The organism is Bacillus haikouensis, assembly GCF_013179555.1.
Classification (GTDB): Bacteria; Bacillota; Bacilli; order Bacillales; family Bacillaceae_B; genus Rossellomorea; species Rossellomorea haikouensis_A.
Genome location: NZ_JABMCR010000008.1, coordinates 12,917 through 37,001, shown reverse-complemented (window position 1 = coordinate 37,001; position 24,085 = coordinate 12,917). Strand labels below are relative to the sequence as shown.

At 45.5% G+C, this 24,085-nt stretch carries 23 protein-coding genes and 1 other annotated feature; of the genes, 19 read left to right on the top strand and 4 right to left on the bottom strand.

The window, feature by feature from the left end; all coding sequences use genetic code 11:
• Nucleotides 1-952: FAD-binding oxidoreductase (locus HP456_RS01940; protein ID WP_172248329.1), on the top strand; the 952-nt coding region annotated here is incomplete at its 5' end.
• A gap of 45 nt (nucleotides 953-997) precedes the next feature.
• Here HP456_RS01940 and HP456_RS01935 read toward each other — a convergent pair.
• The gene (locus HP456_RS01935) at nucleotides 998-1,165 is read right to left on the bottom strand and encodes a hypothetical protein (RefSeq protein ID WP_172248328.1); all 168 of its coding nucleotides are present in this window, start codon (nucleotides 1,163-1,165) and stop codon (nucleotides 998-1,000) included.
• A 250-nt stretch (nucleotides 1,166-1,415) separates the two neighbouring features.
• Between HP456_RS01935 and HP456_RS01930 the strand changes: the two genes are divergently transcribed.
• Nucleotides 1,416-1,790 (top strand): DnaJ family domain-containing protein, encoded by a 375-nt coding sequence (locus tag HP456_RS01930; protein ID WP_172248327.1) that lies wholly within the window; start codon nucleotides 1,416-1,418, stop codon nucleotides 1,788-1,790.
• A gap of 48 nt (nucleotides 1,791-1,838) precedes the next feature.
• On the opposite strand, the gene HP456_RS01925 is transcribed toward HP456_RS01930, so the two are convergent.
• Both HP456_RS01925 and HP456_RS25585 read right to left on the bottom strand, forming a co-directional pair.
• The gene (locus HP456_RS01925; RefSeq protein WP_246288658.1) at nucleotides 1,839-2,030 is read right to left on the bottom strand and encodes a histidine kinase; all 192 of its coding nucleotides are present in this window, start codon (nucleotides 2,028-2,030) and stop codon (nucleotides 1,839-1,841) included.
• Between the two features lie 140 nt (nucleotides 2,031-2,170).
• Nucleotides 2,171-2,791 carry a methyl-accepting chemotaxis protein gene (locus tag HP456_RS25585; protein ID WP_246288663.1) on the bottom strand — a complete coding sequence of 207 codons (621 nt, stop codon included), beginning with the start codon at nucleotides 2,789-2,791 and terminating at the stop codon, nucleotides 2,171-2,173.
• A 1,083-nt stretch (nucleotides 2,792-3,874) separates the two neighbouring features.
• On the opposite strand from HP456_RS25585, the gene motA reads away from it, so the two are divergent.
• From motA to HP456_RS01875, 9 genes are all read left to right on the top strand, one after another.
• A complete protein-coding gene (motA, locus tag HP456_RS01915) occupies nucleotides 3,875-4,666 on the top strand; it encodes a flagellar motor stator protein MotA (RefSeq protein ID WP_172248326.1) in 792 nt (263 codons plus the stop codon).
• The gene (motB, locus tag HP456_RS01910; RefSeq protein ID WP_172248325.1) at nucleotides 4,653-5,438 is read left to right on the top strand and encodes a flagellar motor protein MotB; all 786 of its coding nucleotides are present in this window, start codon (nucleotides 4,653-4,655) and stop codon (nucleotides 5,436-5,438) included. The genes motA and motB overlap by 14 nt, the downstream gene beginning before the upstream one ends.
• 257 nt (nucleotides 5,439-5,695) lie before the next feature.
• The gene (locus HP456_RS01905; protein ID WP_172248324.1) at nucleotides 5,696-7,087 is read left to right on the top strand and encodes an alanine/glycine:cation symporter family protein; all 1,392 of its coding nucleotides are present in this window, start codon (nucleotides 5,696-5,698) and stop codon (nucleotides 7,085-7,087) included.
• A gap of 774 nt (nucleotides 7,088-7,861) precedes the next feature.
• A complete protein-coding gene (locus tag HP456_RS01900) occupies nucleotides 7,862-8,956 on the top strand; it encodes a carbohydrate kinase (RefSeq protein WP_172248323.1) in 1,095 nt (364 codons plus the stop codon).
• Nucleotides 8,957-8,982: 26 nt separating this feature from the next.
• Nucleotides 8,983-9,909: a pseudouridine-5'-phosphate glycosidase gene (locus tag HP456_RS01895; protein ID WP_312857721.1), complete on the top strand. Its 927-nt coding sequence runs from the start codon at nucleotides 8,983-8,985 to the stop codon at nucleotides 9,907-9,909.
• A 414-nt stretch (nucleotides 9,910-10,323) separates the two neighbouring features.
• Nucleotides 10,324-11,640, top strand: coding sequence for an FAD-dependent oxidoreductase (locus tag HP456_RS01890; protein WP_172248321.1), 1,317 nt, complete (start codon nucleotides 10,324-10,326; stop codon nucleotides 11,638-11,640).
• Nucleotides 11,637-12,626 carry a class I SAM-dependent methyltransferase gene (locus HP456_RS01885; RefSeq protein WP_172248320.1) on the top strand — a complete coding sequence of 330 codons (990 nt, stop codon included), beginning with the start codon at nucleotides 11,637-11,639 and terminating at the stop codon, nucleotides 12,624-12,626. Before HP456_RS01890 ends, HP456_RS01885 begins: the two co-directional genes overlap by 4 nt.
• 93 nt (nucleotides 12,627-12,719) lie before the next feature.
• Nucleotides 12,720-14,033, top strand: a complete 1,314-nt coding sequence (locus tag HP456_RS01880) for a lysine N(6)-hydroxylase/L-ornithine N(5)-oxygenase family protein (protein ID WP_312857720.1) — start codon at nucleotides 12,720-12,722, stop codon at nucleotides 14,031-14,033.
• An 80-nt stretch (nucleotides 14,034-14,113) separates the two neighbouring features.
• Nucleotides 14,114-14,629, top strand: coding sequence for a type 1 glutamine amidotransferase domain-containing protein (locus HP456_RS01875; RefSeq protein WP_172248319.1), 516 nt, complete (start codon nucleotides 14,114-14,116; stop codon nucleotides 14,627-14,629).
• 198 nt (nucleotides 14,630-14,827) lie between these two features.
• Here the strand turns inward: HP456_RS01875 and HP456_RS01870 are convergent, their stop codons facing one another.
• Complete coding sequence (locus HP456_RS01870) at nucleotides 14,828-15,049, bottom strand: DUF1128 domain-containing protein (RefSeq protein WP_172248318.1); 222 nt, start codon at nucleotides 15,047-15,049, stop codon at nucleotides 14,828-14,830.
• 407 nt (nucleotides 15,050-15,456) lie between these two features.
• Here HP456_RS01870 and HP456_RS01865 point away from each other — a divergent pair, with 407 nt between their 5' ends.
• From HP456_RS01865 to HP456_RS01830, 8 genes are all read left to right on the top strand, one after another.
• A complete protein-coding gene (locus HP456_RS01865) occupies nucleotides 15,457-15,873 on the top strand; it encodes a YtxH domain-containing protein (RefSeq protein ID WP_172248317.1) in 417 nt (138 codons plus the stop codon).
• 41 nt (nucleotides 15,874-15,914) lie between these two features.
• Entirely contained in the window at nucleotides 15,915-16,757 is an 843-nt protein-coding gene (locus HP456_RS01860) for a YihY/virulence factor BrkB family protein (RefSeq protein ID WP_172248316.1), read from the top strand.
• A 116-nt stretch (nucleotides 16,758-16,873) separates the two neighbouring features.
• Nucleotides 16,874-18,607 (top strand): sensor histidine kinase, encoded by a 1,734-nt coding sequence (locus HP456_RS01855; protein ID WP_172248315.1) that lies wholly within the window; start codon nucleotides 16,874-16,876, stop codon nucleotides 18,605-18,607.
• A 3-nt stretch (nucleotides 18,608-18,610) separates the two neighbouring features.
• Complete coding sequence (locus tag HP456_RS01850; RefSeq protein ID WP_172248314.1) at nucleotides 18,611-19,339, top strand: LytR/AlgR family response regulator transcription factor; 729 nt, start codon at nucleotides 18,611-18,613, stop codon at nucleotides 19,337-19,339.
• A gap of 512 nt (nucleotides 19,340-19,851) precedes the next feature.
• A complete protein-coding gene (locus tag HP456_RS01845) occupies nucleotides 19,852-21,300 on the top strand; it encodes a carbon starvation CstA family protein (RefSeq protein ID WP_172248313.1) in 1,449 nt (482 codons plus the stop codon).
• A 777-nt stretch (nucleotides 21,301-22,077) separates the two neighbouring features.
• Nucleotides 22,078-22,251, top strand: coding sequence for a hypothetical protein (locus tag HP456_RS01840; protein WP_172248312.1), 174 nt, complete (start codon nucleotides 22,078-22,080; stop codon nucleotides 22,249-22,251).
• A 396-nt stretch (nucleotides 22,252-22,647) separates the two neighbouring features.
• On the top strand, nucleotides 22,648-23,163 hold the full coding sequence (locus HP456_RS01835) for a sigma-70 family RNA polymerase sigma factor (RefSeq protein ID WP_172248311.1): 516 nt from the start codon (nucleotides 22,648-22,650) through the stop codon (nucleotides 23,161-23,163).
• Complete coding sequence (locus tag HP456_RS01830) at nucleotides 23,156-23,782, top strand: hypothetical protein (protein WP_172248310.1); 627 nt, start codon at nucleotides 23,156-23,158, stop codon at nucleotides 23,780-23,782. The genes HP456_RS01835 and HP456_RS01830 overlap by 8 nt, the downstream gene beginning before the upstream one ends.
• Before the next feature lie 48 nt (nucleotides 23,783-23,830).
• Nucleotides 23,831-24,081: a binding site (T-box leader), on the top strand.
• Nucleotides 24,082-24,085: the final 4 nt, after the last annotated feature.

The window sequence follows — 24,085 nt, the reverse complement described above, 5'->3', positions numbered from 1 at the left end:
ACACTATCCGATAGTAGGGGAACATTTACTCGGGGCGATCAAGGAAGTGCTTGGGGACGCTGCCACGGATGAAATTATCCAGGCTTGGGCGGACGCGTACGGTGTAATCGCTGGTGTCTTTATCGATGTGGAAGAGCAGATGTATGTGGAAGCGGAGCAGAAAGAAGCGGGCTTCAGGAATTACAAACCATTCGTCGTGGCTAAGAAAGTGAAAGAAAGCGACGTCATAACTTCTTTTTATCTTAAACCTCAGGACGGAGATAAAGTACCTTCTTACCATCCGGGTCAATACATTTCAGTACGTCTGACGATCCCTGGTCAGGAGAATGCACATATCCGCCAATACAGCTTATCAAGCGGTCATAAAGAAGAATACTTCCGAATTTCTGTGAAAAAGGAGGCAGAGTTCAATCCGAACGGAATTGTGTCATCATACTTGCACGATAATGCGGAAGCGGGAAGCGTGATTGAAGTCAGTGCACCTGCAGGCGATTTCTATTTGAATGAAGAAAACAACGGTAATAAGGTGGCGCTCATTTCAGGAGGGGTTGGAATCACTCCAATGATGAGCATGCTTGAGACGATTGCTCAGACTACCCCAGATCGTCCGACTGCTTTCATTCACGCAAGTAAAAATGAAGGTGTTCAAGCATTCAGGAATGATATTGATGAATTGATGGATGGACTGGAAAACGGAGAGACATGTTATATCTTAGAAAATCCGGACAATGTATCTCTCTGCCACTTCTCAGGGTATGTAAATAAAGAGATTCTTGCAACATATGTTGCAAGCGATACGGAATGCTATGTCTGCGGACCTGCACCGTTCATGAAAGCTGTAATCATGAAGTTAAAAGAAATCGGCCTTCAAGAAGATAAGATCCACTTTGAATTCTTCGGTCCTGCGATGAACTTATCTGCTGTCGATGAGAAAGAGAAGGTAAGAGCTTAAAACAATAAAAGAACAAGCATCAGACCGTTCTGATGCTTGTTCTTTTTAAAAGCGATGCTCGTCATGATCGACTCTGTTTTTGAAAGCCTCCTGAGTGACAATCAGTTCTTCGTCGCCAGGGGGTTTTTCTGTATGCTGCTCAGTGGTACTGTTTTGAGGGAAGTTACCGGGATGCCCCTTTTTCTTTGCTTCAAATGATTTTCCGCGTGCCATATGAAACACTCCTTTCAAGATGTCTTATCGATAGTTTTTCCATGCGGGATGAAATTATGTGTTTGGCTGAATGCTGGTAAAGAGTGGTGGTTGGAGCAGATTGAACGCTCAGTCAACCGATGTTGCTTTTTCGTCAAAAATAGTCCAGGTCAAAAGGCAGAAATTCGTATACACTAGTAGTAACAAGTGGTCAGCAGGACGACTTTGAATGATCAGCCAGACCCACTGAATTCTGACAGGAGGGGTTTATATGGATTTTTCGATGATTGTTTCTGAACAACGGATCAAGAAGGCGCAGGAAGATGGAGAGTTTGATAATCTGCCGGGTTACGGAAAGCCGCTGAACCTGGATGATGACTTATCGATACCGCCTGCTCTCCGGATGGCTCACCGGATGATGAAGAATGCCGGGTATTCCACGGAAGAAATGGATATCAAGAAAGAAATGATGAGGATTGAAGATCTTATCTGTGTCTGTGAAGATGATTTGGAGAAGGAAGAGCTTCAGCGCAATTTAAATGAAAAAATGGTGAGATACAATTCGATGTTGTCGAAGAAAAGAGTGAAGACGAACAGCTCTGTTTTTAAAAACTATGAACAGAAGATCGAAGGAAAACTGCTGTGATAGAATAGACCCCCGCTTTATGTCAGAGCGGGGGTTTCGTTATGTCTGTTATTTCTCCTCTTGGTGCCCATCTGGTTTGAATAGGAAATAAGAGATAATTCCCGATAATAATGTGCCGCCGAGTACAATCAGGGTTCTGGTGCCTGCAGGGACTTCTGTATAAGCCTTGCCGAGATACGAGTTTGCGACCAGGAACACGACGAGCATTATGGGAATCGTTATGATGAGTCTTTTTTTCAAAACGCCACATCCTTTAGTTCTGCTGTCATTAGTTTATCACATTATTCTTGCTGAAATATCTACAATCCGATGACAAGTCAATTCACTTCCATGCAAAAGGACAGTCCGTCGGTTGAATGACGAACTGTCCCTGTGACCCGCTATTGGCTGATGCTGTGTTCGATTCGTTCCGTGCTTTCAGCGGTGTCTTTGATGTAGCTGGCGATTGTTTCATTGTCCTGATTCAGTGTTTCGATTGTCGCGCTTATTTCTTCCAGTCCCGCACTTGACTGTTCAATTACGGCTGCGAGCTCTTTGGTGGAGAGCTCGACCTCACCTGTCTGCCCTTTTACAGAAGCAGCCGTAGAGGATAATCGCTGGAATTCGGTCGAGATGGCATCGAGTTTTTCACGAAGAGTTGTGAAATATTCTGTTACTTCTCCGGTTGCCGACATGTTTTCATGGAGCTTTGTTGAACTTAGATCCATAATCTCAAGGGCAGTCGAATTCACTTCGTTTACGGATGATAAATTATCATTGATCCGGGTTGCGGTGTTTCTCGTAATTTCGGCAAGCTTGCGGATTTCATCAGCCACGATTGAAAAGCCTCTTCCTGCTTCTCCTGCACGCGCAGCTTCAATTGAAGCGTTCAATGCGAGCAGATTCGTTTGATCGGTGATATCCTGGATGCTTCCGATAAATGAATTCGTTTCTTCAATTTTATTCGTTAATTCCTTGAAGGTGCTGCTCAGTCCTTCGATGATGTTTTTCAATTCTGTCATATTGTCATGAAGGTAGGTGACCCGTTCGTTACCTGAGACGGCAAGACGGTTGGCATCACCGGAATGAAGCGCGAGGTCGTTGGAGAAGTGAGTGACCTCCTCCATTCTCGTCATGGTCATGGCTGCAACAGATGCGATATTGTTGATTTTATCACTTTGCGTCTGGCTGCCCGCGGAAATTTCATTCACAGCCGTTCTCATGTCATTTTGAGAAACCAGATGGATTTGGATTTGATCATTGATTTGCTTGATGCTTGTCGAGATGGTCGTCAGTTCTGTTGCAAACAGAGCCCGCTGTTCATCTTTTTTTCTGCTTTCATCTTCTGACCTGTTAAGGAATTCCTGAAGCTGGATTGTTTGTTTCCTGTTTAAATGGATGACGACACCAAGCACGATCCCCACCAGAAGATAAGTAAGCAAAGCAGGAAGGAACAATTCATTGAACAGTACAGAATCAGCAGGTGCAAATACTTTGTTCAGCACGAGGATGATAAGTCCGGATACATAGCCGATACTGAATATAATCGTATTAAAATGAATGGCTGACAGCACAGCCATAAGGGGCAGAATCACCATATTATTAGCATTCGATCCATCAGTAAGCAGCCAGATCAGCATGATGATATAAATGGTCGGAATGCTGAAATACACATACAGCCGGGGTTTTTTCATGATAAGCTGCAGAGTGATGAAATAGACCAACAGCAAGATCAGCTGCGAAGTAAATACCGAAACTGGTATGATTCCCGACTGGTTCAGGATGGAATAGATCAGACCTGCAAGCAGGCTAACTGAATAGGTGATCAGTAGTAGGACATTCTTTCGCTTCGTATCAGAAATCTTCATTTGCTCGGGTGTCACATTGTTTCTCTCCTTCGATATATAAAATATATTCCTCTTCCTTTATATATCGGTACGGAGAATAGAACTTTTATACTATATATGGAAATATTTTTGTTTCGAGGCCCGCCCCTCGGCGCTTTAAAGAAACAAGGGACGGGCCTTTTAAAAAAGCCTTAAATAAACCGGCGTTCTGTCCGATAGTAGAAGTAGACTACTACAAAGAGTAAGGTGGAGCAAAAGATGGATAAAACGTCAGTAATTGGTGTCATTATGGGCTTGATCGCCGTTGGAGCGGGAATGTTTTTCAAAGGTGTAAGCCCTGTTGCCTTGTTTAATCCCGCAGCTATTTTAATCATTCTTCTTGGAACGGCCGCGGCCGTAACCATTGCATTTCCAACACATGAAATAAAAAAAGTCCCGAAATTATTCGGAATGCTCTTTAAAGAACAATCGGTCCAGGATCCGAAAGACATCATCCAATACTTCTCGGAGATAGCGGATATTGCACGTAAAGAAGGGCTTCTTGCACTTGAAACCAAGTCTCAGGAGGTAGACGATCAATTTCTGAAAGACGGGCTTTCTCTCGCTGTCGACGGCCAGAGTGCCGATTACATCCGGGACGTCCTTCATGAAGAAATCGATGCAATGGAGGAGCGGCATAGTGCAGGAGCGTCCATCTTTTCGCAGGCTGGGACATATGCTCCGACGCTGGGAGTACTTGGTGCCGTTATCGGATTGATCGCAGCACTTGGTAATATGGAAAATACCGAGGAAATGGGTCATGCGATAGCCGCAGCTTTTATTGCCACACTGCTGGGAATCTTCACAGGTTATGTGTTATGGCATCCGTTTGCCAACAAACTGAAACGTAAATCAAAGCGTGAAGTGCAATTGAAGATGATGATGGTAGAGGGCATTCTATCCATTATAGAAGGAGAGAGCCCAAGGGTCATCGAGCAGAAGCTTGCGTCCTATTTACCGGCAAGTGACCGGCTGCTGCTGCTGAAGGGGGAGGAAAATGAGACGGCGTAAAAAGAAACACGATGATGAACATATGGACGAGTCCTGGCTGATTCCTTACGCAGATCTGCTCACGCTTTTATTGGCGCTTTTTATCGTGCTCTATGCTGCAAGTTCGGTTGATGCACAAAAGTTCAAGGAGTTGTCCCAGAGTTTTAATGAAGTGTTCACAGGAGGCACAGGTATCATGGAGAACCCCAGCCCCGGGGAGCCTCAGCAGCCGATTGATGGGGAAGTGAAGTCCAGCGGGGACGAGAAGAACGAGGAAAAGGCTGAACTTGATAAAGAAGAAATCGAACGGCAGGCGTTTCTGAAAGATCAGGAGGAATTAAAAGAAATCCAGAAGAGGGTCAAAGAATATATCAAGACGAATAACCTCGAAGTTCAGTTTGTGACGAAGCTGACCGATGAAGGTTTGCTGCTGACAATCCGGGATAATGTTCTTTTTGATTCGGGATCTGCTGTTGTGCACAGTACTGACCTGAATGTGGCAAAGGAGCTGTCTGAGTTACTGGAGATGAATCCGCCAAGGAATATCATCATTTCAGGGCATACCGATAATGTGCCGATCCATAATGCGGAGTTTGATTCCAACTGGGAACTGAGCGTGATGCGCGCAGTGAACTTCATGAAGATCATCCTCGAAAATCAGGATCTGAATCCTCAATGGTTCAGTGCCAAGGGATTCGGTGAATTTGAGCCTGTCGGGGACAACGCGACTGCTGAAGGAAAGGGATTGAACCGGAGAGTGGAAGTATTGATTTTGCCGCGGGTGACCGAGTAGAAATGAATAGTGGATGGTGTTTGGACTTGAGACTGCTTGGGAAGCAGTTTTGGGTCTTTTTATTTTTGTTCTTCAAATCAAAAGTTGGATGTTTCACCCGCCTGAATTCAGGGAAATAAAACAAAACACTATTAGAATCAGTGTCTAAATTTTCAGAAATGATGCAGGGGATAGCTGAATGGGTTCATACATATTTGTTTGACTGACAAAATCTGGCGTTTAGACACTGAATCTACACTACTTGAGGAGGAGTTCGATTGGAGAATTTTTTTGACATCATAGGAAACATATCAGCTTGGTTATGGGGACCGCCATTAATCATCGTACTGGCGGGTACAGGCTTGTACTTAACGTTTCTGTTAAAGTTCATACAGTTCCGTTATCCTTTGTACATATTCAAACAGACGATCGGAAGTGTATTCAGTAAACAGAAGCCAAAAGGGGAAGGGACGGTTACTCCGCTTCAAGCGTTGACGTCGGCACTGTCCTCTACGATCGGGGCAGCGAATATCGTCGGGGTCCCGGCAGCCATCATGTTCGGCGGACCCGGGGCGGTATTCTGGATGTGGTTTATTGCCTTTATCGGGATGGCGCTTAAGTTCTCTGAGAGTGTACTGGCAGTCCGGTACCGCGAGAAGAATGAAAAAGGTGAATTCGTCGGCGGTCCGATGTATTACATGACAAAAGGTCTCAACATGAGATGGCTCGGGGTCTGGTTCGCATTCGCGCTTATGATCGAATTGATTCCGAGTGTCATGGTACAGGGAAATTCGGTTGCGGCGACTGTAAAAGAATCGTTTCATGTGGACGGACTCGTGACGGGGCTCATCATGGCCTTTATTGTGGTGCTTATCGTATTCGGAGGAATTAAACGAATCGGGAAAGTGACAGAGGTATTCGTTCCGTTTATGGCTATCATCTATGTCGGGGCTGCTCTTGTGATCATGTTCATGAATCTCGGTGCGATTCCTGATTTCTTCAGCCTGATCCTTAACAATGCATTCCAGCCGATGTCCGCGATGGGCGGATTTGCCGGCGCAGCGATAGCAGAAACGATCCGCTGGGGTTTTGCACGGGGATTGTATTCGAATGAAGCGGGACTTGGTACAGCACCGATCGCTCATGCTGCTGCACAGACCGATCATCCCGTGAGGCAGGGGTTGTGGGCAATCGTCGGAATCGTAATCGATACGCTTATAGTCTGTACGGCAACGGCATTCGTTGTCTTGTCTTCCGGTGTATGGACGGAGGAAGGGGCATTGGATGACCCGTCTGCGCTGACGACTGAGGCATTCACTCAATACTTCGGATCATTCGGAGGCATTCTTGTTACGGTTTCCCTGATATTCTTTGTCCTCTCCACAATCATCGTGATTGTTTTTTATGGAGCGAAGCAAGCAGAATTTTTATTCGGCTGGAAAGCGGCACAAGCAATAAAAGTAGTATATATTGTGGCCATCGTGCTTGGTGCAGTCGGGGCAGCCAGGACAATCTGGCAGTTCCTTGACTTGGCCCTCGCCGCCATCCTTATCCCGAATATCATTGCCGTCCTGCTCTTAAGCAAAGAAGTGAAGAGTCTGACGAACGAATTCTTTACATCTGATAAATATTATTTGAAAGATATCGGGAAAGTTAAAAAAAGTGAATAGCAGGTGAAAATAAAATATTCTGGTACGAATGTGTTTTAGTTAAATAAAAATCCGAACTTCCATTCAAATTCTTTGATTAGAATTCGAATGAGTTCGGATTTTTTTTATAGGATTATAGACCGTTGTTTTATTTCTTGTTCCAGAAATTGATTGGAGTGCAAGACGGAGACTCTTGGGGTAAAAGCGGGCAGGTGAGAACTGTCCAGCTCCGGGGCTTAGAGGCATATGTCATAAGCCAAACCGTCCAGGAAGGCAAAGAGCGCCTTCATGGCCGGTTCGTCTTATGCCACCCGCCTCTTGGCAAAGCCCCTCCGCTTTTCTTTGTCTAGCTCCGGCGGCTAGCCCCTCGAGGTCATAAGCTAAATGGTCCAAGAAGGCAAAGGACGCCTTCCCGGCCCATTCATCTTATGCTTGTCGGGGCTGGGCGAGCCCGGGTTCATCGACCTTAAAGTCTGCGCCGCGGAGATGAGGAAGTAATGAATCCTCATTCAGTGGGAATCGAAACAGACTGGAAGAACCGGGGGAAAAGCCCCGAGTAAATCGCGGGACACAAAACGGATGCAGGAAAGCCTAAGCCCGAATATATTTTGGAATCGAATCGGCACATTTATGAAGTGAAGGCAAGTAAATAGAGAGAGAATAATGTAAATGCCCTGATACTTTAGGGCATTTTTTTAATAGATTGGTAAAAAAATATTTTAGTATTGCTCTTAATTAAACAAAAGTTTAGAATATTAACAAAAGTTAATTGTGTTTTCATGGGGGTGGAAGGCAGTGAATGAAAAGGAAAAGCTTTTGTTGTCTTTAATTGAAGGAAATCCGTTCATGAGTCAGCAGGAGCTGTCTGTAAAAAGCGGATTGTCAAGGTCTGCCGTTGCTGGATATATATCGAATTTGATAAAGGAAGGCAGGATCCTTGGAAGGGCTTATGTGCTTCCGGGAAAAAAGGGGGTCACGTGCATAGGAGGTGCGAACATCGACCGCAAGCTTCAACTCCACGATGAAATGATCCCGGAGACGTCCAACCCTGCAGGTTCCAGTCAGGCGGGTGGAGGGGTTGCCCGCAATATAGCCGAGAATCTGGGACGACTCGGAGTTCAATCCAGCTTGATGACAGTGGTAGGGGATGATTCAGAAGGTGCCTGGCTGTTAAATCAGACGAAGAATTTTGTGGACGTGTCCGCATCGATCGGTTTATACAAAGGAACGACAGGTACCTATTCAGCGATTTTGAACAAACAGGGGGAAATGATGTTTGCGCTTGCTGACATGGAACTTTATGAAAGCGTTGACATCGGGTTCATCGAAAAAAAGTGGGGAGTGATTGCATCCTCCGAAATGGTGATGCTTGATACCAATTTCCCTAAGGAGGTTTTGCACTACATCATCCGCCGGTGCCAAGCAGAAGGGATTCCGTTAACCATCGTACCGGTGTCTGCTCCTAAAGTGAAAAAACTGCCTTCGTCCTTGGAAGGAGTCACCTGGTTCATCTGCAACAAAGGGGAAGCAGAAGCTTATCTGGATATGAGGATTGAAACGGAAGGCGATCTTTTTAAAGCGGCCAAGCTCATCACCCAAAGAGGGGCGGAAAGAGTTGTCATTACAAGGGGAAATCAGGGGTTGATTTATTACACGGTATACAAGGAAGCCAGTGCAATCCTGCCTCCTGAAGTGAAGGTCGTCGACGTGACAGGAGCGGGTGATGCTCTGGTTGCGGGCATCATTTATGGTTATATCAAAGGATCTGACACTGACGGAGCCTGCAGGATCGGGATCACCTGTTCATCATTGACCCTGCAGTCAGCTCATACTGTCAGTCCTTCTCTTACGAAGGGAAAGCTTCAGCAGCAATACAGTCAGAATTATTAAAGGGATGGAGGAGCTAAACGATGAAAATAGACTCATATATCGAATACTCAGAAGAGGTTTTACAGGGCAGGCAGAACGGCAAAGCGATCGTGGCACTTGAGTCGACGATCATCTCACATGGCATGCCTTATCCTCAAAACGTACAAACGGCCAGAGAAGTGGAAGATATCATCCGTGCTAAGGGAGCGGTACCTGCCACGATTGCGATTTTAAATGGAAAAATTAAGATCGGACTATCACAGGAAGAACTCGAATACTTAGGGCAGGCAACAGGGGTCATTAAGGCAAGCAGGCGCGATATCCCTTACATCCTTTCTTCCGGAAAAGACGGCGCGACAACGGTGGCGGCAACGATGATTCTTGCCGAACTTGCAGATATTGCCGTGTTCGTGACGGGCGGCATCGGCGGAGTTCACCGCGGTGCAGAACAAACGATGGATATTTCTGCAGACCTTGAAGAACTGGCCCGGACAAGCGTCGCGGTCGTCTGTGCAGGGGCTAAATCGATCCTGGATATCGGCCTTACCCTTGAGTACCTTGAAACCAAAGGGGTACCTGTACTCGGATATCAAACGAATTCCCTGCCTGCTTTTTACACAAGAAAGAGTGCTTACGATGTAAACGTTCAATTGGATTCCTGTGATGAAATTGCTTCCCTGCTAAGGACAAAGTGGGCTCTGGGACTGAGCGGAGGCGCGGTAGTAGCCAATCCCATCCCGGAAGAAAATGCGATGGAAGAAAGCGAGATCAACAGCATTATAGAATCGGCACTAAAAGAAGCTGGAGAAAGAAACATAGCCGGCAAGGAAGTCACCCCGTTCCTGCTGGGAAGAGTGAAAGAACTGACGGAAGGAAAAAGCCTTACAGCCAACATCGCGCTCGTGAAAAATAACGCGCGGGTGGGTGCAGAGCTTGCGGTAAAATATGAATCCATGAAAAAAACACATGTATGAAAACAGAAGCTGCTTAATGGACAATCCTAGATAGGAAGAACTGTCCAAGCTTTAATAGTAAGAGGTTTTTTCTGCGAAGGGGAATCGCTTTATTTATAACGGGCAAAGGGACCCCGGATTAGAGGGAGAGAAAAATGATAAACTTCAGGACGGTGAATCGTTCTGGAGTTTTTTTATTGAAAAGTTTCAGCTGAAGGCGACAAATTACCTCAGGGGCATGGCGAATGTTGCCGGGGAAATAGCGACAAATAACGAGGTTGAGTGGCTGTTAACGTTTATTTTCCGGGAAATAGAGAATTCTACAAATTTTGTTGAAATGATGGGTTTTGTCTAATGAGAGAGTATATATACAGCACATCGGCAAGTTTCAACATTTCCCATTAAGGATAAATAAAGGGAAAGAGGTGAGACGATATGCATACAAACGTTTTTATCAGCGGGGGCGGAATCGGAGGTCTGACGCTTGGCCTGAAGCTTGCAAAATGCGGGATTGATGTGACAGTGGCGGAGCGGCTGCCGGGTCCGAGTCCCATCTATAAAGGAGAATTGCTTCAGCCAAAGAGCCTGGAAATAATGGACTCACTCGGTGTAATCGAATCGGTCTTTGAAAATGGCCATAAAATTTCGGATTTAGAATTGACTGAGCTGAAGAACTTGAAGGCTGAACCGGATCATTCGTTGATGAGCTATTCGTTCCTGCCCAGTGACTATCCCTTTTCACTGATGATCCACCATGAAACCCTGAAAGGAATCCTGTTGAATAAAGCAAAGGATTATCCTGATTTTCACTACCATCCTCACACAGTATGCAGGGAGATACAGGGACATAAAGTGAAGCTTGAAGACAGAGAGAGAAAGGAGACATTTGAAATAGAGTGTGACTTTATAATCGGAGCGGAAGGAAGGAGCTCCGTCACCAGGGATCACATGGGGGTAACAGTTAAAGAAAAGAAGTATAATCATCACTTCCTGACGGTTACGTTCCCAAGGCCGGAGACGATGGTGAAAGGCAAGATCATCTCTACCTATCAGTCCTTCCTTGGTTTGTTCCCTCTGCCGGATAACGAAGTGCGCTCCGTATATCTGATTCCTGCCGGAGAATATAAAGCGCTCAGAAAGCAGTCTATCTCCGAGTTCCATAAACTTTATATCAATATGTGTCCGGACCTTGAGGGATTTGTGAATGAAGTAACGGACTGGAGACAGATCCAGCTGATGGTGCCATTGAAATACCACTGTGACACCTACGTGAAGGATCATCTGGCGCTCATCGGCGACGCGGTCCACACGGTTCATCCGATGGCAGGTGAAGGAATGAATATGGCGATCCAGGACGGCGATGTCCTTGGGGAATTGTTCTGCGATATGTATAAGAAGAAAAAACACGATCCCGCCAACCTGGAATGGTATCCGAAAGTGCGCAGGAATCGGGTGACCCATCAAATGCATCTGAGCCATTTATCGGCACTTGCTTACTCTTATCCATACAGACCAATCGGCTGGCTCCGGAAGAAAAGCCTTCAACGGATGGAAAAGGACACAGTGTCCCATTACAAGCAGATGTTGAATATATCTGGTCTCGGTTTATGGAGGGAAACCCTGTACGACCGGATGATTCAAGGGGGAATCCTTCCGCTGAGAAGCGGCATGATCAACGTGAAAGAGAAAGATAACACAACTTTTACAGAAATCCAAGACTACCCTTGGAAAGAAACGGAGGCATTACGATGATTGGAGAAATGGCGAAGATTTGGCGGGCAAGGACCTGGATGAAGAAGAATGTCCCGTTTTTGTACAGTTGGCACGCTTATGTGGGGTACGAGTTGGAACTATTCGAAAGCTTCAAGAAGCCCGCCTCTATCCAGCAAGTGGCACTGGCTAAAAATGTGGAAATGGATCTTTTGGAACAATGGGTGGAAGTCGGGATCACATTGAAGCATCTGAAACGGGCATCCAAGAATCGAATAAAGCTGAAGAATGGCTGGAAGCTCCCATCATCCAAAAAGGAGGCATTCTCTTCGGGGGTACTCCTGAAGGAAATGATGGAACTGCATATTCCCGCTCTTCTTTCCTATCCAAGCCTGCTTCGAAACCAGACGAAACAGCACTTCAATTCTGATCTCCACGGCTCAACCGTCGCAAAAACATCGATTCTGCTTGAGCGTTTTGCTTTTCCAAAACTTCAAAAAGTGATGAAGAAATTCAGGGTGAACTCAGTGCTTGATCTGGGCTGCGGGGAAGGCGGTTATATCAGAAGACTCGCAGACCGCTATCCGAAGAAAAGGATGGTCGGGATTGAGATTCATGAAGGAGTAGCAAGAGAAGCACGGGAAGCGTTGAAAGCTTATGACAATATTGACATTCTGAACAGGGATTTACACGAATATGAGCCCGATCAAGCTTTCGATTTGATCATGGCCAATAATTTGTTTCACTACATCGATCCGTCCCGAAGACTTCAGTTTTTTGAAAAAGCTTCAGAATGGCTCGATAAGAAAGGACAGTTCTTTGTCCTGACTCCGATGCAGAAATCCAAGCATGGCAAACAATTCTCCAGTGCCTTCAACAGCTTCTTCATGACCTTTCGAAATTTGTATCCGATCCCGTCGCAGAAGGAGATGGAAACACTTGCGAAAAAGACCGGCTTCAAGGTGATATCCATCGACCCGATCGTGAAAGAAGGCGGGTGGTACGCACTTTGTTTCAAGAAAAAATAATCATTCGGTGCTGACTATAGCCAGTCAAATGAAATAGATTTGGCCAAATAGGTGAAAATAAAGAAAGATGTCACGGAGATGGAGGAATGAAAATTGAAGAAAGCTGAGATGTTTGACTGTATAGGAATCGGAATCGGTCCTTATAACTTGAGTCTGGCAGCACTGATGGATGAGAAGACAGAGCTGAAGGTGAAGTTTTTTGACAAGACACCGGAATTTCAGTGGCACCCGGGTATGCTTATCGATTTGACTGACCTGCAGGTGCCGTTCATTGCGGATTTGGTCACGTTCGCCAATCCGCAGAGCAAGTACAGCTATTTGAATTATTTACATACTCATAACCGGCTCTATAAGTTCTTCTTTTTTCATAAATTTGAAATGCCCAGGCAGGAGTACAATGATTATGCCCGCTGGGTCGTGAAACAGCTGCCGCAATGTCAATTTCATAGTGAAGTCATCGGTGTTGAAGATGCAGGGGACCATTTCGAGGTCATTGTTGATAACAGGCTGACAGATGAGCGGGAAGTCGTCCATGCGAAACATGTAGTAATGGGGACGGGCAGCAAGCCGCTGATACTGGACGGTATGAAGGGGCTGCCGGCTGAAGATGTTCACCATACGAGCAGTTATCTGTTTCATAAGGGTTCAACGCTGGAAAGCTCATCGATCACGATTATCGGATCAGGTCAGAGTGCGGCGGAAGTTTTTTATGATTTGCTAAAAGAACAACGCGATCATCCGTACAAACTGACGTGGCTGACAAGATCGGAAGGGATCCTGCAGCTGGAATCATCGAAACTTGGGCAGGAGTTCTTCGCGCCGGATTATGTGGATTATTTCCACGGACTGCCCTTCGAGAAGCGTGTCGATACCTTGAAGACACTGGATCAGCTCCGGAATGGAATCGATCCGGATACATTGAACAATATATATAACATTTTATATAACCATACGGTCAGTGGAAATGCGCCGGATATTACGATTCAGCCGCTGACTGAGGTAAAGAAGATTCGCCGCGGGGATTTTCAATATGTTCTGAGCTGTCACCAATGGCAGGAAGATAAAGAATTTTCTCATCTGTCAGAGAAAGTCATCCTGGCGACGGGATATGTGCCCAATATCCCCTCCTGGTTTGATGAGGCGCTCGGTGGCAAAATTGTGTGGGAGGACGAGAAGAGGTTTAAGGTGACACGGGATTATAAGCTGGTGTTTGATGAGGAGAAGGAGCGCGGACATCATTTTTATACGCTGACAAATCTGGAACATTCTCACGGTGCGGGTGCGACAAACCTGGGTCTTGCCGTGGACCGTAATATTGCGATCATCAATGATATTACCGGAGAGGAAGTGTATAAAGTTCAGCGAAATACAATTTTCTCCCAATTTTCGATGGATGATCCTTCTTAAGACGTTTTAATTTCGACTAGAAGGGTATATTTTCTATGTGAGCAATTAAACAGACTAAGAGTTAGGAGTGTTTTATTTTTATGGCTAAAGTTGCATGCTTGATAACAGATATGTTTGAAGATGTAGAGTTTACAGATCCGGAAAAAGCATTGAAAGAAGCAGGGCACGAAGTCATTACGATCGAAAAGGAAAAAGGGAAATCCGTAAAAGGAAAGCAGGGGGATGCGACGGTGGCAATCGATGAAAGCATCGACAATGCCAAACCGGAAGACTTTGATGCACTCTTGCTTCCCGGGGGATTCTCACCAGACCAGCTCCGTGCCGACGATCGTTTCGTCAAGTTCACGAAGCACTTCATGGATGAGAAAAAACCGGTCTTTGCAATTTGTCATGGACCGCAGCTGCTGATCACAGCAAAGGCACTTGAAGGCAGACATGCGACAGGCTTCAAGTCCATCAAGGTGGATATGGAATATGCCGGCGCAACCTATGAAGACAAAGAGGTTGTCGTTTGTGGAAATCAGCTTGTGACAAGCAGGACCCCGGATGACCTGCCGGCGTTTAACCGTGAGACGTTAAAGCTGCTTTCCAAGTAAAGGTACAAAAATAGGTAAAAGGGGCATTCCGCCAGGGAATGTCCCTTTTTAATGGTGTGCATGATCTATTCGACAAATATACGATCCAACTCCCCGATTTACACATGCATTGCTTTAAAGTTCTGGGCCAATAGGGTTCCTGAATTAATTGAAAAACTCCCCTGGAAACCTCCCGGGGAGTTGGACGGCATTTAAAAGTTACTTTCTCAGTGCGCCGAGTTCTTCGATAATGGCGGTCATTTCGCTTGGGCTGAAGCGGTCTTTCCTTTCGACCATGAGGTACAGGTCGTGGAGGTCTTCGTACATTTCCTGATTGAAGTGCTCCGGCTTGATGGCGCCGGCGTTGACAACGTTCAGTTTTTCTTTGATGGCTGTGACCATGAATTCGATATTCTCTGCGGAGTTTTGTGTTAAGTCCATTAATGTTCGTCCTTTCTTTCGTACATATTATTACTATTCATCTTTCCATGATTCGGGGTCCGTGTCAACATGGCAGTGGGACGAGAGTGTAGAAAGAAGGATTTTTTCCCCTGAATGTTTTACACTATAAGGAAATGGGGAATTAGTAGTTAAGCAAGAAAGGATAGGGGAAACTATAGTGATTAACTTGGTAAGCACCGTAATTGGCTGAGCCGGTTTAAAAAGAAGGCAGCTGTTTACACTCTGCCCCGGCCAGGCGGTTTACCCCCGGGAAGGAACTTTAAGCAGCATTAGAGAAATAGTAATGATGGCTGAAGACGATTATGAATGGATAAAGATGATTCGCTGGCAGTGCAGAACACTGCCATGAAACTAAAAAAGAATATGGATTGCAGGAGGATAATGAGATGGGAAATAGTAAATTCTTTAAAGGTGTCATGCTGGGTGCAGCTGCGGGAGGACTGCTGTCGCTGTTGGACAGAACGACCCGACAGGAACTGGGGATGACGCTGAAAAACAGCGGCACCAATATTTCGAAGTACTCGAAAAATCCGAAGCTGCTGGCAGAAACGTCTAAAGACGTCTATGAAAAACTGAGAACGACTGCCGATCAAGTAAGCAGGGATATTCAATTCATTTCGGAAAAAGTCGATGAAATCAAGGGGATGACCCCTCAAGTGAAAGAAATGATCGAGGATACGAAGGAGACGTTTGAAGATTCGACTGAAACATATAAAGAAACGTTTTCCGATCACCCGTCAAACGAATTGAATTCAGGTGAAGAGGATAGTCAGCCTGTTGCTTCATCATTCAAAGGATACTGATTTTACCTGAGACAAAGAGAAGGAATTAAAGAGGTGAGTGGATGTCGGAGAGAACGAGCCGCAAAGGTTGGAAAAAAGATTCGAAAAGTCTATTTCAGAGAATCAGCAAAAATGACATAGCAGGATTGGCAGCGCAGATTGCCTATTACTTTTTGCTGTCTGTCTTTCCGCTCCTGATTTTTATTTTCACGCTGCTTCCATATTTACCGGTGGAGCAGGGAGACTTGTTAGGTTTCATCAGGGACTTTGCTCCCGGTGAGACGATGAAGATGATTGAAGAGAACTTAAGTGATATTATGTCGAATCGCAACGGCGGATTGCTTTCCATCTCGATCATTGCGACAATCTGGTCGGCATCGAACGGGATGAATGCAATCGTGAAAAGCTTGAATCGAGCGTATGATGTAGACGAAACGAGATCGTTCATCGTGATCCGCTTGATGTCTATCGTCCTGACCCTCGGTATGATCGTCGTATTTGTAGTGGCACTGCTGCTGCCTGTGTTTGGAAAGCAAATCGGCCTTTTCTTATTTTCTCAATTTGGCTATTCGGACCAGTTCATGGCGATTTGGAATGGAATCCGCTGGGCGATTTCTCCGCTCATTCTGTTCATTGTGTTCGTCGGTTTGTATTATTTTGCCCCAAGCAAAAAAATCCGGTGCTTAAGTGCCATCCCGGGGGCTATTTTTGCCACGGTCGGATGGGTGCTGGCGTCTCTGGCCTTTTCTTTCTATGTCAGCAGTTACGGAAACTATTCGGCCACATACGGAAGTATCGGAGGAATCATCGTGCTGATGATCTGGTTCTATCTGACCGGCATCATCATCATGATCGGCGGCGAAATCAATGCGCTTGCGACCGAAAAGGACGATACAGCTTGTTAATAACTCATACTGATTAGGGGAAGATTCTATTAAACAGATGTTTGATAGGGTCTTTCTTTTTTTGTGTCTAAATGGAAAGAGTCAAGTATAATTGGGGAAAAAGGAGGTGCAGGCTCATGCTGATCGCTATGATCGAACGGCTCGGAATCATCGTGACGATAGCTTTTATCATGACGAGGCTCGGTTTTTTTCGCAAGCTGATTGAACAGCGCAGGAACGTGAAGAAATCCCAGACCTTGCTGATCATCTTGCTGTTTGGTTGTTTTGGAATCATCGGTTCTTATACAGGATTAATCGTGAATGCAGAAGTTGATGAGTATGCTAAATGGCAGCTGTATCTGAAAGATAATGAAGCAATTGCGAATTCGAGGGTGATAGGTATTGTGGCAGCCGGCTTATTGGGCGGTCCGTGGATTGGTCTTGGCGCCGGTCTTGTTGCGGGGGTCCACCGGTTTTTCCTCGGGGGATTCACGGCATTTGCTTGCAGCGTATCAACCGTCATTGCCGGCCTTCTTGCCGGATACATCGGAAAGCGGGAGAAGAAGAACAGGCTGGTGTCACCTCAGAAAGCTTTTCTCGTAGGGTTTCTGGCAGAAGCCATGCAGATGGCCATTATTCTTCTTTTTGCAAAACCGTATCCTGTGGCCTATGAGCTCGTATCCGATATCGGCTGGCCGATGATCATCGCAAATGGGATCGGAACCGGAATCTTCATGCTGATCATTAAAAGTGTATTCTACGAAGAAGAGCGGATGGGAGCGGTGCAATCACAGAAAGCACTCCGGCTTGCCGACAGAACGGTGAAGTATATGCGCAAAGGACTCAACGCATCCTCTGCCTATGCAACTTGCCAGATCCTGATGAAAGAAGTTGACTCCATCGCCGTGTCAATCACAAACAGGACCCATATCCTGGCGCATGTCGGTGTGGCATCCGATCACCATCAAAAGGACAAACCGATTCAGACCGAGGCAACAAAGAGGGTCATTGAAACAGGAGAATTGTTGAAGGTGGGGAAAAAGGAAATCCATTGTGATCGCAATGACTGTCCACTAGGAGCGGCCGTTATGGCCCCGCTTTTAAAAGGCGACGAAATCGTCGGTACATTGAAATTCTACTTCCATTCCGAGAAAGCCATCTCCCCGATAATGATGGAGATGACAAAAGGGATCGCGACGCTCTTGAGCAACCAGCTTGAGCTTGCGGAAATCGATACGCACAAAGAACTTGCGAAGGTATCCGAAGTCAAAGCCCTGCAGGCTCAGATCAGTCCTCATTTCCTGTTCAATGCGATCAATGTCATCGTATCGCTGATAAGGATCAACCCGGACAAAGCGAGGACGTTGCTGATCTCGCTGTCTCAGTTCATCAGGCAAAATTTGAGCGGCAGCACGAAATCGACTTCGACATTAAAAGAAGAATGTCAGCATGTGAAAGCGTATCTCGCCATCGAAGAAGCGAGATTCTTTGACCGTTTGCAGGTTCAGTACGAAGTGGATGAAGAGGCGATGCAGTCCGTCGTTCCATCCATCACCCTTCAGCCGCTTGTAGAAAATGCGATCAAACACGGGATGAAAAATCAATCTGAGGGCTTTATTTTAAAAATATCAATTACTTCGGGTAATGATGGTGTGACGGTGAAAGTGGAGGATAACGGAGACGGAATCGAAGCATCACGGCTCGGGACACTTCTGTTGGAGCCGGTTGAATCTGCTACCGGAACGGGAATTGCCCTTTATAATGTCAATAAAAGGCTGGAAATGATCGTCGGAGAAAGGGCAGGGCTGTCCATTCACTCTGTCAAAGGCGAAGGGACAACCGTTGAATTCTCATTAAAAGGAGGAAGATAGCAGATGAGAGTCGCAATCATTGATGATGAACCATACAGCCGGGAAGAAATGAAGCATCTTCTGGGCGAATACGATTGGATTGAAATTGTCGGAGAAGCGAGTTCTGCTGAGAAAGCGATGGAGCTGATCTTAACGAGGGACCCGCAAGTACTATTCCTTGATATCGAAATGCCAGGCATGAGCGGTGTCGATCTCGCTGAAGCGCTTCAGAAAATGAAGCAAAAACCGGAAATCGTATTCGCTACAGCCTACCCGGACTATGCATTAAAAGCCTTTCGCGTCGAAGCGGTGGACTATTTGGTCAAGCCTTTTGAAGAAGAACAGCTGTCGCAGACGGTAGAGCGGCTGAAAAAAATGATTTATACGAACAGTGAAAAGGAAGATAAAGAAGCGGCGAAACCATTGGGCAAGCTGTCCGTACAAGACGAAGATAAAATCATTTTCATCGATCCGGGAGACATCCGCTACATCTTCCGGGAAGAACGGGAAACGTATATCTGTACAGCAAAGAAACGGTATACGTGCAGGCTGCCGATCAAAGAACTGGAAGCGAAACTTGTGACCCATCCTTTTTTTCGGGTGCACAAAAGCTATCTGGTACAGCTCCCGTATGTGGAAGAACTCATTCCATGGGGGAACGGCGTCTATCAGCTTAAGGTCCACGGATCGAAGGAAAAGATCCCTGTGAGCCGGAATTATGTGAAGGAACTGAGGGAGCGGTTGGAGTTGTAGAATCAGATATGGAAGTGTAGGTGTACCAGGTACAAGCGGGAGGATTTGTACCTGGTACTTTTTTTGGGTGGGGGAAGTTGAAATTAGATAAGGAAAGGCAAAAGTTGAAAATAAGCTGCCGGCTTAAATACTATATTACTGCCGCGTATTACAGAATGCGATCGACTTTAATGCATACAGTGCTGATATTTTATTGAAAAATAACACTTGTTAAAAAATGCATAGATATCCTTCAAAACTCCTCAAGCACATCCGGGAACTCTTGGACAATCCCGTCACGCACCCCATTCTTGTCCTTGTAAGTCTTAATGTGTGTTCATTTTCATAGACGGTGAATAATGACGTTAGTTTAGAAATTTTCGACAATTTAAAACGAATTTCTCTGCACGTTAATCTTTCCTGGAAACATCTCAGCCTGATTTTTTGACATGTTAAACAGGATTGTGACGATAGTGTGACGGTGTTTGATATGATGAAAGCGTATTCACGATGAGCGAAAGGGGATCAAATACATGGTCACATTTTTTGTTGCAATTGTCTTCTTAATTATTGGTTACTTCACATATGGAAAATTCATCGAAAAGATTTTTGGCGTGAAAGAGGCGCGGACGACACCTGCCTATGCGAAAGCGGACGGCGTCGACTATGTGCCAATGAACACGAAGAAGAATTCAATGATACAGCTGTTGAACATCGCTGGAGTCGGACCGATTTTCGGACCGATTATGGGGGCTCTTTACGGACCGGTTGCCTTCCTTTGGATCGTACTAGGGGCCATTTTTGCCGGAGCAGTACATGATTATTTGACCGGGATGATTTCAATCAGAAACGGCGGGGCGCATCTGCCGGCTCTTGCAGGTAAGTTTTTAGGCAAAACGATGAAGCACGTTGTTAATGGTTTCTCAATTTTACTACTTGTGCTGGTAGGTACGGTATTCGTTACGGCACCTGCTGCATTGATTGCAAATTTAACTCCTGCCTGGATTTCATTAGGAGTGATCATTGCAGCGATTTTCATTTACTATATTGTAGCGACATTACTTCCAATCGATAAAATTATCGGTCGAGTGTATCCATTGTTCGGAGCTCTGCTGTTAATCAGTGCGGTGGGAGTGGGAGCCGGACTTGTCATCACGGGAGTGGATATTCCTGAAATATCGCTTACGAACATGCACCCTGATTCAGTGGCAATCTTCCCGTTATTATTCTTGACGATTTCATGCGGGGCACTTTCAGGATTTCATGCTACACAGTCACCGATCATCTCCAGAACGACTCAAAATGAGAAGAACGGACGAAAAATTTTCTACGGCATGATGATTCTTGAAGCAATCATTGCGATGATCTGGGCAGCTGCAGCGATGAGCATTTTCGAGCCAGGTGAATTAAGCGCGATCCTTGCCGAAGGCGGACCGGCTGCAATTGTAAGCGAAGTGTCTATACTGATGCTTGGTTCCATCGGTGGAACACTGGCGATCCTTGGTGTCATCGTACTTCCGATTACATCAGGCGACACATCTTTCAGAAGCGCACGTATGATCATTGCAGATTACATCAACGTGAAACAAGTGAAGATCTCAAGCCGTCTTTGGATTGCGGTTCCATTATTCGTCATCTCGATTGCTCTTACTCAAATTGACTTTAACCTTCTATGGAGGTATTTCTCCTGGGCAAACCAATCAACGGCCATGATCGCCCTGTGGGTGGGAGCGATGTATCTTGCGCTCCAAAAGAAACCCCACTGGGTAGCAAGTGTGCCGGCAGTATTTATGACGATGGTCACGTTCACGTATATACTGAACGCGCCAATCGGTTTCGGACTATCAATGGGCACTTCGTATGCGGGAGCGACAATCGGAACGATCGCGGTTGTAGTAGCCTTCATCATTAGTCTGAGAAAACAACTCGGCGCAGGCGGCGAAATTAAAGTCGATGAGGACGTTCCTCAATCGGCAGCGTAAAACTTCATGGGTGATGGGAAGAATTCCCTCATTCACAGTAAGACATTTCTCTGTTGACATTGATGAGTTTTCCGGTAATTACCGGGAAGCTCATTTCTTTTTTGGTGCAAAATAAGAATGGTTCTTAAACCAATTGTTTTGTTGATATGAGCCGGCTATCGCCGGATTCAGGTCATTAGAGTCAGGACGGCGGCGGGTGCTCGTTCTTTTGAGTATCCCGGAGTAATGGAGTGGGCAGATGGAATGGCAACATTCGCAAATGACATATACCTCGTTCAACTTGTTTTCCTATAAAAAAATCAGGAGTGATTCAGCATGACAAAGAAAACGAAAAAAGATGGCGGAACCAAGCAAAATAAAAACCACAAGCCTAAGCAGAAGACATCAGGATCTGCGAATGGGCAGAATGGGTATCACTAGGATTTCGATAAGGACCAATCTCTTCGGGGATTGGTCTTTTTTAGTGAGCCAGTGAGGGATGTTCAATACAGCAGATCAGCGATTTTTCGACAAGTTGCTCGATTATGGGGGGAAGTGGCTTGAATAATTGAAAAGTGGCTTGAATAATGTGATAGTGGCTTGATTTTTCAAAAAGTGGCTTGATAATGGTGAATATGGCTTGAATAGTGTAAAACCCCATAAATTTACACAGCCAAGATCTTAAGATTGTGCGGTTCTCTGTGTATTTTTCTACTGAAGCATCCAAATACAGCTGTTTTCTCCTAAAAGTTGTATTATAATGAAAAGTAGAGTTTTACCTCAAAAGGGGGTTATGTGATGACGGAAAAGAAGAAGATCAGCTTGCAGGAAGCGATGAAGCAGCAGCTGGCTAAGAAGAAAGAAGCGCAGGCAGGCGGTAAGCAAGCGAATAATGGCTTGGCGGCAAATCAGCGCATGCAAAGCCAGCAAACCAAGAAGCCGAGTAATACAAGACGCAAAATGGGAAGTTAATAAGGTTGAAGAAGAGCGCTTAGATGTTGTAGGCAGCTCTTTTTTTTAATGCGTAAACAGTGGGATTACATACATACTCTGCCGGTCAATGGTTCGGTAAGTTGGTTGTGCTTGTCATTATGCTGACTTTTTTTGTTTTATGCGCAAAGATATTAGTATATGCTGACAAAATAAAATATATGCGCAATTTTTTCATTTTATGCTGAAAAAATCTGATATATACTTATTATACCATAAAATGGAAACGTATTCTTCGTCACTCCACCGGAGCGACCCAACCCCTTATTAAAGCCTTCTTTAAAAAATTTTCCAAACCAATTTTTACTGCGTGTCGTCAAAGGTGTAGAGAACTGAGGTGGGAATATGTTGAGTGCGAAGCTGCTGGAGGACAGAAATTTGAATAAGGATGAACTGCTCGAACGAGTGATGGAAGAGTATGGGCAGGCGGTTTTGTACATGGCGTATTCGTATGTGAAGGATCATGGCTTGGCGGAGGATATTGCGCAGGAAGCGTTTGTGAAATTTTATGGGAATGTGGATTCGTTCAGGGGTGAATCCAGTATGAAAACGTGGCTGATGCGGATCACGATCAATCATTGCAAGGATCATCTAAAACGATGGGATACGCGGAAGATCCTTTTTACAAATAAATTAAGTGAGATTCTTCATGAACGGGGGAATCCGGAAATAAAAGCAATCGATGCAGAGAAGCGGAAAGAGTTGCATTCAAAACTGCTCAAGCTGCCTGTCAAGTATCGGGAGGTCATATTTTTACATTATTATCAGGAGTTAAAGGTGAATGAAATGGCTGAGGTGCTGGAATTGAAACCGAATACGGTCAAGACGAGGCTGAAAATGGGGAGAGATCGATTGTACAGATTGTACGGAGAAGGGAGGGGGTACGATGGATAGGGAGCTGGAGCGGAAGATTAAGGAGATGACAGATGAGGGGCTGAAAGGATTGGAATTCAGTGCTGAACTGAAGGGGAAAGTCCGGGAAAAGGTGAAGCGTCAACCTCCTTACCGCAGACGCTGGTATGCGCCGGTCATCAGTTTTTTGATTGTGCTGCTGATCGTGTTTGTCTTTGCAGTGATGAAGGGGGAGAAACTTGGATTCATCGGGAGTGAGTGGCTGAGCGGGTTCTTTGCGAACAGTTCGAATTTTGATATCGAGTTCACCCCATCGTATGGACCGGCGATCAGTACCTTTGATGGGACGATTACCCGCGGGGATGATGTGAAGCCGGTTTCGTTTACCAAAGAAGAGCGGGAAGAGATTTATATGAAGATAGAGAGCATGAAATTTGAAGAAGGAATGAATCTGTACAAAGAAGAGGGCTGCGAGATGCAGCCTTACGGGGAATTCACGGTTAAAGTCCGGATAAATCGAGAGGTTTATGAGCATCACTATTCGGGATGTAAAACGACGAATGACAGCAGAGCACTGGATGAGCTTTGGGAGATGATGCTGAATATGATTGAGAAGAGACCGGGTTATGAGGAAATAGTGAAGCCGTATCTTCTTATTTGAAAAAATGGTTTACTTTTCCAGTTTAGAGTGATAACATAATTGAAATTAACAAATGCGATGACGAGAAGAGTAGCCGGCAGAGTCCTTCATCAGAGAGTCCCGGGAGCTGAAAAGGGGCAGGGAAGCTGCAGGTGAACCAAGACTCTGAGCTGCACATCGGAACTTTTATGAGGAGATGGTGTGACAGGAGCTCCTGTTATAGAGCTAGGGTATAAGCTGTTTAGGCAGTACCTGAAAAGGTTGATATGGTGACATATTGGCGAACTGGGGTGGCACCGCGATCGAATCTCGCCCCCAAGACTG